Origin of the sequence: uncultured Psychroserpens sp., from assembly GCF_947503375.1 — a bacterium.
Classification (GTDB): Bacteria; Bacteroidota; Bacteroidia; order Flavobacteriales; family Flavobacteriaceae; genus Psychroserpens.
Window position 1 is genome coordinate 41,439 of sequence record NZ_CANNDQ010000002.1, and the last position, 14,068, is coordinate 55,506.

The window sequence follows — 14,068 nt, forward strand, 5'->3', positions numbered from 1 at the left end:
ATATTGAAAATCTTTACAAAAAACTATATTTTTTAGTCTTTTTCTTACTGAAAAATACGTTTAAACCGAATATTACTTCCAGAAATCCTCTGAGCTAATCGATTTATGGCATTCTCGCTAACCTGTAAAACTCTTGGGTAACCTCCAGTTACCTGACAATCTCTCATTAAGATTATAAGCTCACCAGAAGGTGTTAATTGAATAGTTCCGGGCAATACTAATGATGTTATTATAGACTTTAGTTGGTTAGGGAACGGTTCTTTCAACCTTATTCCCATTCGATTACTATCTTTTGATATTGAAAACTTTCTTGAAAACAACGCTTCTTGTTGCTGTTTCGATAACATTTTAAACTCTGGTCCTTCATATACCTCAAATAAGTTGTTTTCAAAATAATGCAAGTTTAACTTAACTGATGCTGTAGAACTCATTTTAGCATTTCTGTAGGCTTCAATTTTAATGCAATCCCCTTTTTGTAGTCGCAAATTAGAAGTTATATTTGGGCACATACTTCGGCTTTTCATCACGTATTCAGTAAGCAAACCTCCTTTGACAGCCAAATAAGCTCGGCAACCAAAGCTTAATTTACCGAAAGACAGGATGTCATTTTTTTTTACGGCTATTATTGAATTTAATTTTACATGCTCAGCATTCATTAATGCATTGAGATTTGCTCCTGAAAGAGAAATAACCGTATCACAATGAAAAAGTAGCTTTGGTCCAGATACTGTAATTTCTAAAACAGCATCATTAACATTATTACCCAATACAGAATTTGCAGTTTTAGCTGCATATTGATCCATCGCTCCAGATAAAGGCACTCCAATATTCTGCATACCAAACCTACCCAAATCTTGAATAGTATCGTAGAAACCAGCTTTTAATACTTCAATCATAGATGATCTCATTTTCTAATTTATAAACTCTGCTAGAAACATCTCTAGATATAGTATGATAATCATTAAGAGTAATAGGAAAAAATTGAATACAATCTCCAGGTTTAGCAAAACAAGAAACCTGAGCATTAACATTAAAAAAGTTTAAAGGCGAATTGCCTATCACATTCCAACCAGCTGGGCTAGCATTTGGATAAATTCCTGTTTGCATTTCTCCAATGGCAACAGCACCTTTTTCTATATTGAATTTTGGTCTTCTTTTTCTTGGATAATATAGCCGTTCATTGAGACCTCCTAAGTATAAAAAACCAGGTAAAAATCCTATAAAAAAAACAGTGTAAATCGGCTCAGAATGCAAGCGAATAATTTCAGATTTTGATATCTTATTTTTAGTTGATATTTCATCAATATCTAGTGCAAATTCGTCAGCATAACATACTGGTATACGCCACAGCTTGTGACTTGCCTTGTCAAGTTTCAAGCGGCTGTTATATTGCAACTTTAGGGCTGATATTTCATCATTGATATTATCAATAGTTCTATTATAAGTAATTAACAACGAGTTATATGCGGTTTTTACTTGAACTATTTCTTTAGCATAATAAATTTCTAAGTTATTTTTATAAAATAAGATGTCGTTTAATACATTCTTATCAATAATTTGAGGCCAATTCACTAAGATTGAGCGCTCTGAAAAGTGATGATATGTAAGATTATAATCCACCTATAAACTTACAAAATTTTGATGTTATTTTCTGTTAATTTTTTTACTAAAAATTTTAAATTTTCAAGTATATTTTCATGGTCGCTATGCATACAAAATGTATCTGCTTTTAATACCACTTCTACTCCACTAACTGTACTAACTTTTTCTTTAGAAATTATTTTATAAACGTGATCAAAAATAGATTTTGAATCCTGTATTAAAGCATTGTATTTTGACCTTGAAACTAAAGTTAGATCCTCATTATAATTTCGGTCTGCAAAAGCTTCAAATTTAATTTTCAATCCTTCATTTTTAGCCATTCTAGTAATTACAGATTGATAAGGCGCATATAGAACTAAATTTTTATCATATGATTTTATTACATCTATTATAATTTTGGCTGTTTTTTTATCTACTGCAGCCAAATTATACAAAGCACCATGAGGCTTTACATGATGCATAGTCATATTTCTTTCTTCTAGTACGTTCTGTAAGGCATCTATTTGTTCTACTAAGACTTTTGAAAGTGCTTTTTTGGTCATGAACATTATCTGTCTCCCAAAACCATTTTTATCTGGAAAGGATGGATGAGCACCAATCTTGACTTTATGAGAACTAGCAAGTTCAACTACTCTTCTCATAGAGTATTCATCACCTGCATGTCCACCACATGCCACATTACATGACGATATGAATGGCATTAATGAAGTCTCATTACCAATACCTTCACCTAGGTCGCAATTAATATCTATTTCAAACATTTATTTCTTATAGTATATTAAACACTTTCAAAATACTCTTAATTCCTAAAAATACAGCTATTGCTAAAATTATAAATCCAAATACATTTTGTAGTAATGTATTTCTATGCTTATTAAGAATAGACATTTTATTCATTACCCAAAGTAAGAATCCAGCAATAATAGGCAACAGCAAACCATTTGCCACTTGTGCAAACTTGATTATTTTTATAGATTTAAATCCTACAGAAGAAAAGAAAACACCTAATCCAAGAATAATTATCCAAACCCATCTAAACCGTCTAGACCTCATATTAGACTTCCAACCTAAACAACCTGAAACAACATAAGCTGCAGCTAAAGGCGCTGTAATAGCACTTGTTATACCAGCTGCAAACAATCCAACAGATAGAAAATTAGCTGAAAAATTTCCAAAAAGTGGTTCTAAACCTTTAGCTAAATCTGCTGCATTATTAACTTCATGAGCCTTTATTGCTGCAGCAGATATAATGATGCACATAGAAACCAATCCGCCTAAAACAATAGCAATGATGGTGTCTTTTCTCGCATACTTCAAATCGGAAACAGAATTCCACTTCTCTTTCACGAGGGCCGCATGCAAGAATAAATTATATGGTACCACTGTAGTTCCTACCAAAGCAATAATGGTCAAAATATTATCATTAGAAAATTTAGGAAGAAACATTCCTTTGAAGACCTCTTTTAGACTTGGCCTTGTCAAAATAGCAGTAGCTAAAAAGGCCAAACTCATTAAAACCACCAAAGCAACAAGTATACGTTCCAGCGTTTTATAATTCCCAATGTATAGTATTACAAAGGCTATGAGTCCAACAAATAAGCTAAAAACATTTAGTTTTAATATCCCAAGGTTAAAACTATGATCTCCAAAAATAGTCTCTAATCCTAAAACACTTCCACTGATATTACCTGCTTCATAAGCTGCATTACCTATTACTATAGCTGAAAGGATTAAAGCTATTGCCAACCCTCTTATTAAGGGATGTTTTAGTTCAGTTCTTATAACTTCAGACAATCCTTTTTGAGATATAATTCCTAATCGTGCTGCCATTTCTTGCAAAACTATTGTAGCTATAACAGATAATAACATAGCCCAAAGCAATGTATAACCAAAATTAACACCAGCCAACGTACAAACTGTAACCGTTCCAGGACCAATGAAAGCTGCTGCAACTAATGGCCCTGGACCTATATTTTTGAACCATTTTTTAATCACGTTCAACAGAATTTAGAGCATATATAGCAAAACTTCCTAGCCAATGACCACCTTCATAGCTATCACCAACAATACTTGGTAATGAATAATTAATATGCTGATTAGCAATGTTTTTCAAATGTTCATATTCTGGTAACGCTCTTGATATCTCATTTAAGCTCCATGCCCTTGAAAAGTTAACACCATCCAGATGCACCAGTTTACCATCGGTTCTATCACTTACTCTTCCTGTATCTAGAGCAAAGTCCTCATGTTTTAGTTTTGGAAGAAAATCGTTGAGCCACGCCTTGAATTCTTCAGTAGACAAGACACGTTTCATCAGCGCTGCTTCTTCAAGACAAGGTGAGAGAAAATCAAATCCACTTGGCTCCCAGCTCAAAGGACAGTCATTATCGCTTAAATAAAAATCTTTAGCTCGTTTTTCTATGAGAGATTTTAATTGATCGTTTTCAACAGTTTTAGCATAGTCATAAGCAAAAGATAATCCAAATGCTGTATTGGTATGCTCTCCTACACGAATTGGATAGTTTAGTTTAGGCAAGAATTCTAAATATTTCCCTACAATCAAATCTGTTAATGGTTGCAGATTAATTTCTAATTCCTTAGCCACTGGATCATCCCAAGTGTGGAGCTCTTCAGCTAATTTTAGCAACCAAGCCCATCCATATGTTCGCTCATAGCTTGTATTATGCTTTCCGAAAAAATAAGACACTTCTTTTTCTATATTAGTCTTAGACATATTTTCTAGTAACATCTGTTTCATCTTTTCAGCATGTTCTAATTCTGGGAACTGCTTTAATAAACTCACCAGGCTCCAATGCCCATGAACTGCAGAATGCCAATCAAAACAGCCATAAAAAGCAGGATGCAATTCTTGAGGTGTTTTTAAATCTTCGCCTCCTCCAATAACTTGATTCAATTTATTTGGATATTCGGTTTGAATACAATGTATTGGCAAACTTGCTAAGCGATTTGCTTGTGACAAATCAATCTTTGCAATTGATTCTTTCTTGATTTTTATTTTATTTTGAGCGTTTTCAACTTTTTGTTCTTCTGATGAATTACAACTAACAAATAAAAATATAGCTAGTAAAATTTGATGAGGTTTCATTTAGAATTATGTAAGTTAGACAAGTAAAAATACAATTTAAATATACGATTTAGTATATTTTGAAGCGTTCAATCACAAATACTATGGTTGCAACAAATACTAAACTAAAAACAGCCATCTTTCTTCTTTGAATAAATCATTGTTAACAGCTCTAATTATACTTACTGAAACTAATAACCTAAAATGGTTCATTTAAATAACTATCTATAAATGAAATCTTAAGAAATTATCATATATTTATAAATGATCTAACCTAAAAGGATGAAAAAAACAATATTGATTCTATTTGCATTTTATTTGATATGTAGTTGCAATACTACAAAATCATTTAAATATGACAATAATGTATTAAACCAACAGAATAATATATTAAGTCAGCAGAAAGACGCATTATCATCATTTAAAGATTTTGAGAAAACAGAAAAAGAAAGAGATCTTTTCATTCAGGAAGTAATTGAACTCGATAGCTTATTAAACTCAGAAAATTACATAGAAAAAGTTAGGCTTTTAGAGTCTCAAAAACTTTCAATTACCATTGATAATGAAGTTATAAAACTTGATTTCTCTCAAATGTTCTGTGATGATCTATCGAGCCTAAGTGAAAACAAAAAAACAGAAAACATAAATAAGCTTCGTAATGAAAAAAAGCTTAGCCTAACATGTAGAGGCATAGCTAGCGATATAGATATTTTCCCAACAAGAACAGGAAATCTATCTAAAGATTCTAAAACTTATTTAGAAACAATTAAAAAGTTAATCAACGAAAATCAACATATTATTATAGGAATGACATATAAAGACTATCTTAAGTTAGAACAAAATAAAAATATAACTACCGACTCAAAGCGGTTTATTTTTAGAAAAAAATTCTTAAAATTTCTAAACAGTGAATACAATGTTAGTTCAAATTAAAAAATCATACAGTTTAATAATAATATCTACATGCTTTTTAATCATGTTTTCATCTACCAGTGTCTTAAGTCAAGATTCTAGTGAAGCTACACAAAAATTCGAACAATTCACCAAAAACCAAAAAACTTCTTTGACAGATTCAGTTGACTACTACAGTGATTTGAACGAAGTTGCTAGACTAAAATATGAAATTGCTAAAGAAAAATATTTTGAAAGTCAATATGTTCAGTATTTTACTGAAAACCTAGACCACAGGAAACAAACATTTGACTGGCAGTTATTTTCGACAAAATTAATCTTCTTTACTGTAATTATAATAGTTTTATGCGGTCTCGTCTTTTCAGGTATTCAATTCAAACAGTCTATTAACCATTTGAATAAAAAAACAGCATCAACCGACAGCAGTTCTGAAGACAGTTCCCCAATTTTAGATAAAACTGAAATTGAATTATCTCTAACTAATGGTGTGAAGATAAATTCTTCGATAATAGGGTTACTAATCTTATGCGTATCTATTGCTTTCTTTTATTTATACATATTATATGTATACCCAATAAACCAAATAAATATTGATAACACAGGCTTTTCTGAAATTGAGAATACTACTTCTCAAACAACAGAAGGCATATAACACTTTTTTAGTATAAAATCTAAATAAAAAGTCTTTTTTAAAATAAAAAATATCACATAAAAACTTACACTTATTGGGCACAGTTATTATAATGTAATATGAACTTAGAAAAAGGTATTACTGTTTTTTCATGGAATTTAAAAAATCAATTAAATGATCGCATAATGACCACAACCGTGAAAAAAAATTTGGATGATAATAATTACTATCCTCAAGACCATCTATGGAGGCAACTTACAGATAATGAGCTTAAACTATTAATTGACAAAAAACCACCAAAAGAGTTTCAAACCATAGGCTTTTTTAAAACATCTAATTCTTATAGAAAAAAAGCAGAAGCATTGTTAAAAGCATATACATTAAGAGAGCTAAATGAAAACCAAAAACTGCATTTATTTACGCTCAAATATCTTAAAAGTTTTATGCTTAAAAAAGATCATATTGATATTCATAACATTAGTCAAAAACAAAGTAACCAATCTACATTAACTACTAATGAAGGAAAAAAAATAGGCTTGCATATTGATAGTTGGGAAAAAGCTTCATCCCAAGACCGAGGAAAAGTAAGAAATAGAATCTGTATTAATTTAGGAAAAGAACATCGTTATTTTCTATTCATGAATAAGCGAATAGATGAATTAAGAGCAAAGCCATTTTCTTCTTTAAACATAGGTACACCAGATCATTATAATAGAATTTATTTCTTTTTGGAAGCAAACCCAAACTATAAGCTCTTCAGAATTGAACTTAAGCCATTTGAAGCTTATATAGCACCTACTGAAAATTTATTTCACGACGGAAGTTCTCTAAATAGTAAATCTATAGATATTAGTATAACAGCTAGAGGGTATTTTGGTATTAAACCACGAAATAAGTATATTTACTATTACTATTAAACTTATAATAGCAGCCTAACTTATTCGTATGAAGAATTTTAGAAAACTTGCCTCATTTATTTTATCGTTAATCCCATTTGTCTCATTTGGTCATATAAATACTGATAACACCTCTAACAATTTAAATGAAAGAGTTAAAGATATTAGGGAAAAACTAAAAAAAGTTGAAAATAAAGATTCTAAGGTTTTACAAGATTTATTTAACAATAGAACCTCCAAAACATTAAACAACGATTTTAGAGACTTACCATGGTCTGATTGGTCTGATTGGGATAATTGGGACAACTGGAGTGATTGGGACAACTGGGATAACTGGAACAATTGGGGAAATGTAATGAATTAGCATGGTCTCAGAATCTTTAGATCTTCTAATTTTTCAAGGCACTCCATTTTGTAATATAGATTGTCGATATTGCTATCTTCCAAATAGGCTAGACAAGAGAGTTATAAGTACCGAAACCATAAAAAAAACCATTGATCTATTATTAACTAGTAATCTCATAGGAAAAGAACTTAGTATTGTATGGCATTGTGGAGAGCCATTAGTTATACCAATAGAGCAATACAAAACCTTTTTTGATACTATTTCAAAAGCATTAAAAAATAAACCTATAACTGTTAAGCATTCTTTCCAAACAAATGGGTTGTTAATTAATAAAAATTGGGTTCGCTTTTTCAAGAAACAAAACATCAATTTAGGTCTAAGTATAGATGGTCCAGAAACAATTAATGATGTTAATAGAATTACTAGATCAGGTAAAGGAACTTATAACACATTAAATAAGTCTCTTAAAATTCTTCGCGACAATGATATTGACTTTCATGTAATTGCAGTTATAACTAAAGAATCCATTGATAAAGCAGATGAATTATACGATTTCTTTAAGGCCTTAGGAATAAGTAGACTAGGATTAAATATAGAAGAAATAGAAGGCTCAAACACTAAAAGTAGTTTTATTGAAAACTATAATAAAAACAAGGTGTTTAATTTCTTTAATACTTTATATAACAAACAATTAAATGATAAAGATCCGCTATATATTAGAGAGTTAGATAGGGTGAAAAAGAGAATATTATATGCAGATTTAGATAAAAAAGCTTTAGATAAAAGATATATAAACGGTCAAGAAATAACACCATTTAAAATACTTTCTGTTGATGTAGAAGGTAATTTATCAACATTTTCTCCTGAATTAATGGGACAGAAATCTAAAGATTTCAATGATTTTCTATTTGGAAATATATTTTCTATGAATAATATTAATGAGATGTTAAGTAACACAGCTTTCAAGCAAATATATAGAGACATTACTTCTGGAGTAAAAAAGTGTATAGATACTTGCCAATATTATGATTTTTGTGGTGGCGGAAGCCCTTCAAACAAATTCTTTGAAAATGGAACTTTTGATTCTACAATAACATATAATTGTAAAGCTTCAACTCAAATCCCTTTGAACGTTGTTCTAAATAAACTTTCTGAAGAGTTATAATGAATGCTACACTATGAATTTCAATAGAATAAATTTTAATTTGAAAAATAAAAAAACAGTTTAAATTTACAGTTTGGTATATTTTAGAAGTATTCACTTACAAATACTGTAAATACTACTTATATTTAAACTTATAAAAAGCCATAGTCTATTTTTGAATTAGTGATAGCAAAACTTCAAAACCATGTCTACAGAAACTAAAAAGCAAAAAAAATGGGTGAAAACCTTAAAGATTCTTGCAGCTTATCTTGTTGCTGCGTGGACATTTTTACAATTTGTGGACTGGATCTTGAACCGATACAATATTTCTCCGTATTGGGTTGATGTACTACTATGGGTATTTATTGGTATTATTCCTTCTTTAGCAATCTACTTATATCACCAAGATCGAATTAATAAACGCATACTAAAACTTAGAGAGAAGATCATTTTCCCTTTGAATATTGTTTTACTAATTATCACGCTATACTTTGGTTTTGGAAATAGTGATTTAGGTGCTACAACTAAGAACATAACCTATGAAAACGATTTGGGTGAGGTAGAGACCAAAACTATTACTAAAGAAGAATTTAGAATTGGTATTCCAATTTATACATTTGAGCAAATAGACAATGATAGCACAATATCATGGATGCATTATGGTATTGGTAAATTATTACACGAAGATTTGCTACAAAACAAAAGTTTAAGTCCAGATTTTTTATATGTAACCACAACAACATCAAAAATACGAGAAGCGTCTTTGTTTTATGATTTTTATGTAGATGGTACGTTCAAAAAAAATGGAGATGATTTTGAAATCACAACTTCTATCCGCAAATCAAGCAATGGAAAAACATTAAAAGAACAAACATTTAAAGGACCAAACTTTTTAGAATTATTAGATGATATTAGTGTGTTTATAACTGCGCAAGCTGGTTTTGTAGAGCGCAATTCAATTCGTTATATCGATCTGCCACTAAATGAGTTTATGAGTAGCTCGATGCCAGCGATTGAGGCTTTTGCAAATGATGATTATAGCAAAGCATATAGTATCGACAATACATTTGCTCTAGCTTATTTAGAAAATGCCAAGCGATCTACATTATACAATAGAGGTAAATTGGAAACTCAAGATATTATAGATAAGGCATATGCTTTGAGAAACAAACTTCCTTTACAGAAACAGTTGGAAGTGTATATTCAAAGAAACTTGGCTTATGAAAATTATGATGAAGCAGAAAAACTAGTAAAACTACAGTTGGAAGTTGATCCAAACAATTACTTTTACAATCAAATTCTGTTTTCTATCTACGGTGAAACCAGACAGGTAGATGCTTATTTTAAAAAATCTGAGCAGCTTTTTGATAAAGACCCAGGCCCAGAGGAAGGTATGAATTTAGCTGGAGCTGCTTTAGTTAGTGGTGAAGACGAATTATTAATTGATGCTATTGAAACTTACGAAGTTATAAATCCCAACCTTTCTTATGTTAAACTACAACCCTTACTTCTAAAAGGCGACATCAAAGCTGCAGAAACTTTATTAGAAGACATTAAATTACAATATCCAGGTAATTCTAATAGAAGTCAAGTATACGACACAGTAGTAAACTACTTAAAAAACAATTCGCCAACAATCAAAGATTTACAAAAATTTGTTGGTACCTACAGGTCTGGCAGCAATGAACAAATTATGGAACTATGGATAGAAGGTGATCGGCTAATACAGTATATCAAAAACCAACGTATGACTACCTTTATACCAGCAGGACCTAAAAGTATTGCGAGTGGCTTTATTAGAAATCAAACTTATAAATGCGATTTGGTTAAAAATAGTGCAGGTAAAACCTATGCATTATCGGTATCACAATTTAATAGGCTAAATACTTACACAACTCTATATTGGAAAATGGATTCTAGCATTGAACTAGCTAATCAAGCCTATGAAAAAGGGAATATGGTTGAAGCTGAACAGCTTTACAGCGTAGCTTTTAAAAATAATCCTGAGCACAGTTATTTAGCAAATATACTTAAACATCTTAACTATATTAAAACTAAAAGTACTGATAGTTTAAATGCCCAAAATAAGGCTTATTCTGGTAATTATGGTCCAAGAAAATTTTGGCTAGAAGATGGCAAATTCTATTATAAACGAAAAGGCGACAATGTAGATCTACCAAAAGCTGAATTATTACCTATATCTGAAAAGTCTTATATGTACTTAAACAGATTAGGTACTATTATGACTTTTGAATCTGCAAATAAAACTAAAATTGCTTCTGTACCTTATAGCTATGATATTAACACTAAAGATTGGAAGCGCCTAGATGACGACACTAATTATTTTATCAAAGAATAATTTAACCTAACCAACCTTCTCTATCCATACTTCTGTATTGAATGGCTTCGGAGATATGCGCGCCTTTGATATGGTCAGACGCTTCTAAATCGGCAATAGTTCTTGAGACTTTTAAAATACGATCATAAGCTCTTGCCGACAAGCTTAGTTGTTCCATAGCAGTTTTTAATAGTGTTAAAGAACTCTCATCAAGAGCACAAAAGGCGCTAATTTGTTTAGTAGTCATTTGTGCATTATAATGCACATGCTCTGAATTAGCAAAACGTTTTGTTTGAATTGCTCTGGCATTAGTGACTCGTTTTCTAATAGCTACAGATGATTCTCCTTTTCGCTTATCTGATAGTTTATCAAAAGGCACTGGTGTTACTTCTACGTGAATATCAATTCGATCTAACAAAGGACCAGATATCTTACTCAAGTAGCGTTGCATTTCTGCTGGAGATGAGGTCACTGGTGCATTTGGATCATTAAAATAACCACCAGGACTTGGATTCATACTTGCTACCAACATGAAAGATGATGGATAGGTTACTGTAAATTTAGCTCGAGATATAGTTACCTCTCTATCTTCTAAAGGCTGGCGCATAACCTCCAAAACCTCACGCTTAAATTCTGGTAACTCATCTAGAAACAGGACACCATTATGAGACAACGATATTTCTCCAGGTTGTGGGTAACTTCCTCCTCCTACTAAAGCGACATTTGATATGGTATGATGCGGACTTCTAAACGGACGCTGAGCCATTAAACCTGAATGTGCTTTAACACGACCCACAACAGAATGTATCTTAGTCGTTTCTAATGCTTCATGTAAAGTCATAGGAGGCAAAATACTTGGTAATCGTTTAGCCAACATTGTTTTTCCAGAACCTGGTGGTCCAATTAAAATAATATTATGACCACCAGCCGCAGCGATTTCCATGCAACGTTTAATACTTTCTTGCCCTTTGACATCACTAAAATCAAACTCTGGAAAATTTAGATTTTTATAGAACTCTTCTTTAGTATCTATAATTGTTTTTTCTATAGGTTCATCATTATCAAAATAATTTATAACCTGTCTAATATTATCAACCCCAAACACATCCAAACCATCAACAATAGCTGCTTCTTTAGCATTCTGTTTTGGAAGAATAAATCCTTTAAAACCTTCTGAACTAGCTTTTACCGCTATAGGCAAAGCTCCTTTTATAGGTTGCAAATTACCATCTAGAGATAACTCGCCCATAATGAGATATTCTTCCAAACGATTAGCTTTTATTTGCTTTGTAGCCACAAGAATACCAATTGCTAAGGTTAAATCGTAGGCAGAACCTTCTTTACGTAAATCGGCTGGAGACATATTAATGATGATCTTCTTCCCAGGAATCTTATAACCGTTATTTTGAAGAGCAGCTGCAATTCGAAAGTTACTCTCTTTAATAGCATTATCTGGAAGACCTACTAAATGATAACCAATACCAGAATCGACATTGACCTCAACTGTTATTGTAGTTGCTTCAACACCAAAGACAGCACTACCGAATACTTTTTTGAGCATATGTAGAATATTTACTCAAAAATAGACAATATTCTATAAAATCAAAATGTTTTAAAGGAAGTACTCAAAAATCGCTTGGCATTGACGTGACTTATCATATAGAACAACTCTTCGCCTATATAGCTTCTAAGATTAAGATACAATGCTTTTTCAGTATTTTTTTGAGCTACAACGTAGTAATCGGTACCAAATAGAATTTTATGCTTTACTTTATCATCTTCTAACAAATATTTTAAAAGTGGAAACAGTTCTTCATTAAAAACGATAAAGCTAATATCTGTATATACACCTTCATAGGCTATCATAAGGTCATAGATAATTGATAACCAGCTTGCATTCCACCATATAGTTCTCTTATTACCATGGGTTAATGTGTTTTTATATTTACTGTTTTGATAATCTATTTTAGAAACTTTAGAAATTTTATTGTTATAGTTAATCCAGCTGTCTTCTATATAACGTAACCATTCTTTAGTTCCTCCAAAATGAGCTAAACATATTTTTAGTTTACTCAAATCGGTCTCTTCTCCCAAATAGTTACTTAATAGCGTCTTATCTAATAAGCAATGGTAATTTAATGGGTGTGTGAAATTTGTGGTGAATTCGTAATTCTTTGTTTGTGGAAGAGGCAAAGGCTTAATAAGCTTATCATCTTTATAAGTAAGAATCGGATGATTTCTCCATTCTTTTTTCTTCTTTCCTCTATAAAACACAGTGCCTTCTATACAATGTGTTATGATTGGAATTTGATGCTCTTGAGCAAACCTAAAGGTTTCAATTAAATTTTTATCAAAGGGGTAATACCCTAGAGCAGGATACATCTTGATGCCATTAAATTTATGATTTGAAAGGTTTTTTTTAATATAATTCTCATAAGAAAACCCATTTATATTGATTTTCTTATCAATGATTCTTCTTGGGTCTGCAAACACAAAAGGAAGTATTTGTCCCCTATTATTAGATTTCACTTTCAACAATTCATCGAGTTGTTGCATATAATTGTATGTAGACTTTCCTGCTTCCATATAATCCATATCCATTGGCAATACAACAAATCTGGTGTCGGGGCCATACGTTTTCTCTAACAAATCGAAGACTTTACCTTGACCAGAGTCGACGTAAGTAGCATAGCGACCAATAGTAGAAAATCGCTTGAATGCCGCTTTGCTTTGAGCACTAAAAAGATTGCTTAAAGCTAAAATATTGATTAACATTTTGAATATCCAATTGCACAAAAACAATATCAACGTGTACAACCAATACAAGATGTGTGTAAACTTTAAAATAGCTATAATGAAATATTTTACCTTTTTGCACTTGTGCAAAAAACGTCTGTATTTTCTATTTCGAAACGTTAAATTCAAGTAATACCATTTAACCACCTTCATGGTAATCACTTGATAGAATAAAGGCAATATCTTTTTACCAAAATTATTGGGCACATGATCTATAGTAAACGTATGCGTATGACAGTTATAAACTGTATACTGCTTAGGCATATCTACTTTCGATTTTACTGTAGGCTCTAGTTTATGATCCATGTACTTGTTGAA

13 protein-coding genes are annotated in these 14,068 nt (G+C 31.3%); 6 read left to right on the top strand and 7 right to left on the bottom strand.

Translation table 11 applies throughout. The annotated features are described in order from the left end of the window. Positions 1-44 precede the first annotated feature (44 nt). The 5 genes from Q0876_RS03390 to Q0876_RS03410 are packed head-to-tail and all read right to left on the bottom strand — an operon-like array spanning position 45 to position 4,708. On the bottom strand, positions 45-908 hold the full coding sequence (locus tag Q0876_RS03390; RefSeq protein WP_299224089.1) for a biotin-dependent carboxyltransferase family protein: 864 nt from the start codon (positions 906-908) through the stop codon (positions 45-47). Continuing rightward, on the bottom strand, positions 889-1,620 hold the full coding sequence (locus tag Q0876_RS03395) for an allophanate hydrolase subunit 1 (protein ID WP_299224092.1): 732 nt from the start codon (positions 1,618-1,620) through the stop codon (positions 889-891). Before Q0876_RS03395 ends, Q0876_RS03390 begins: the two co-directional genes overlap by 20 nt. An 8-nt stretch (positions 1,621-1,628) precedes the next feature. Next, positions 1,629-2,363, bottom strand: a complete 735-nt coding sequence (gene pxpA, locus Q0876_RS03400; RefSeq protein ID WP_299224095.1) for a 5-oxoprolinase subunit PxpA — start codon at positions 2,361-2,363, stop codon at positions 1,629-1,631. 7 nt (positions 2,364-2,370) lie between these two features. Beyond that, complete coding sequence (locus Q0876_RS03405; protein WP_299224098.1) at positions 2,371-3,597, bottom strand: Nramp family divalent metal transporter; 1,227 nt, start codon at positions 3,595-3,597, stop codon at positions 2,371-2,373. Then, positions 3,590-4,708: a DUF2891 domain-containing protein gene (locus tag Q0876_RS03410; protein WP_299224100.1), complete on the bottom strand. Its 1,119-nt coding sequence runs from the start codon at positions 4,706-4,708 to the stop codon at positions 3,590-3,592. The genes Q0876_RS03405 and Q0876_RS03410 overlap by 8 nt, the downstream gene beginning before the upstream one ends. 261 nt (positions 4,709-4,969) lie before the next feature. Between Q0876_RS03410 and Q0876_RS03415 the strand changes: the two genes are divergently transcribed. The 6 genes from Q0876_RS03415 (at position 4,970) to Q0876_RS03440 (ending at position 10,975) form a co-directional block, all read left to right on the top strand. Then, the gene (locus Q0876_RS03415; protein ID WP_299224103.1) at positions 4,970-5,620 is read left to right on the top strand and encodes a hypothetical protein; all 651 of its coding nucleotides are present in this window, start codon (positions 4,970-4,972) and stop codon (positions 5,618-5,620) included. 43 nt (positions 5,621-5,663) lie between these two features. Beyond that, on the top strand, positions 5,664-6,251 hold the full coding sequence (locus Q0876_RS03420; protein ID WP_299224106.1) for a hypothetical protein: 588 nt from the start codon (positions 5,664-5,666) through the stop codon (positions 6,249-6,251). 98 nt (positions 6,252-6,349) lie between these two features. Then, positions 6,350-7,147 (top strand): hypothetical protein, encoded by a 798-nt coding sequence (locus Q0876_RS03425; protein WP_299224109.1) that lies wholly within the window; start codon positions 6,350-6,352, stop codon positions 7,145-7,147. Positions 7,148-7,175: 28 nt separating this feature from the next. After that, positions 7,176-7,490, top strand: a complete 315-nt coding sequence (locus tag Q0876_RS03430) for a hypothetical protein (RefSeq protein WP_299224112.1) — start codon at positions 7,176-7,178, stop codon at positions 7,488-7,490. A gap of 1 nt (position 7,491) precedes the next feature. Then, the gene (gene grrM / locus Q0876_RS03435; protein WP_299224113.1) at positions 7,492-8,637 is read left to right on the top strand and encodes a cyclophane-forming radical SAM/SPASM peptide maturase GrrM/OscB; all 1,146 of its coding nucleotides are present in this window, start codon (positions 7,492-7,494) and stop codon (positions 8,635-8,637) included. Positions 8,638-8,821: 184 nt separating this feature from the next. Continuing rightward, positions 8,822-10,975, top strand: a complete 2,154-nt coding sequence (locus tag Q0876_RS03440; RefSeq protein ID WP_299224116.1) for a hypothetical protein — start codon at positions 8,822-8,824, stop codon at positions 10,973-10,975. Between the two features lies 1 nt (position 10,976). Here Q0876_RS03440 and Q0876_RS03445 read toward each other — a convergent pair whose 3' ends face one another. Further along, positions 10,977-12,515, bottom strand: a complete 1,539-nt coding sequence (locus Q0876_RS03445; RefSeq protein ID WP_299224120.1) for a YifB family Mg chelatase-like AAA ATPase — start codon at positions 12,513-12,515, stop codon at positions 10,977-10,979. 41 nt (positions 12,516-12,556) lie between these two features. Continuing rightward, entirely contained in the window at positions 12,557-14,056 is a 1,500-nt protein-coding gene (locus tag Q0876_RS03450) for a hypothetical protein (RefSeq protein WP_299224123.1), read from the bottom strand. Positions 14,057-14,068 lie beyond the last annotated feature (12 nt).